The sequence below is a fragment of the Psychrobacter sp. Ps6 genome, assembly GCF_022129235.1.
In the GTDB taxonomy this organism is placed as follows: domain Bacteria; phylum Pseudomonadota; class Gammaproteobacteria; order Pseudomonadales; family Moraxellaceae; genus Psychrobacter.
Genome location: NZ_JADQAI010000193.1, coordinates 1 through 1,034, shown reverse-complemented (window position 1 = coordinate 1,034; position 1,034 = coordinate 1). Strand labels below are relative to the sequence as shown.

The 1,034-nt window shown below is 28.9% G+C and carries 1 protein-coding gene; it reads left to right on the top strand.

The genetic code is table 11. From position 1 onward, the window contains the following. The first annotated feature begins 73 nt into the window (after window positions 1-73). On the top strand, window positions 74-970 hold the full coding sequence (locus tag I3255_RS14800; protein ID WP_238039511.1) for a glycosyltransferase: 897 nt from the start codon (window positions 74-76) through the stop codon (window positions 968-970). Window positions 971-1,034: the final 64 nt, after the last annotated feature.

Sequence of the window (1,034 nt, the reverse complement as noted above, 5' to 3'; positions counted from 1 at the left end):
AAAAGTGTATCCGATGGGATTTTAAATAAATTTGATCGACATTTTGAATATTTAAAATAAGAATGAGTATATAATGAAAGTAGTTGCAATTGTTGTTACATATAATCGGTGTGATTTATTGAAAAAGGTTATTTCATCTTTAGTTGAACAGACTTACAATATTGATCATATAATAATTGTTGATAATGACAGTTCTGATTCAACATCAGATTTAGTTCAGCAGATTTTAGATAAATATAACTTTATATCTTACTTTAATACAGGTGATAATTTAGGTGGAGCAGGTGGTTTTAATAAAGGATTTATTCTTGCTGAAAAGTTTGATTATGATTACTTATGGCTAATGGATGATGATTTTGTACCTGATAAAAACTGTCTTGATGAACTAATAAAAGATTCTCCAGAGGGTATTATTCAGCCAATACGTTTTAATTTAAATGATACGTGTGCTGAAATATCTCCTGTTGATTATAACTTAAGGCGTGTTTTTTGTAAAAACCCAAAAACTAAAACTGTTGTTGATGTTTATAATAATAGAAAACTATTAGATAAAATTAATATCGCGGGTGTACCTTTCGAAGGACCTTTAATATCTAAAAATGTAGTGAAAAGAGTTGGTTATCCAAACCCTGATTTCTTTATTTTTAATGATGATTTAGACTATTCAATCAGGGCAAGAAAAGCTGGTTTCCCAATTGTTTGCTCTTTTAAAGCACGAGCAAAACGCTTACTTGTTAATAATCAGTCTAGTGATTTAAGTGGCTGGAAAGGCTATTTTATGCTTCGTAATCATTTTTACATACTAAAAACATACGGGGAGAATATTTTTGTCTGTAATCGTCCTCTTTTGATTACTTTTTTTTACATAGTCTTAGGAGTATTTAAGTTAGATTTTAAATTGGTGAAAACTATTATTTCTGCTTATAAAGATTCATTTTCACTTTCAAATTCTCTTAAATATAGGCCTTAATTGTTTAATATGAAAATCGCTATTGCAGGTACAGGCTATGTTGGCCTGTCAAATGCTATGCTTT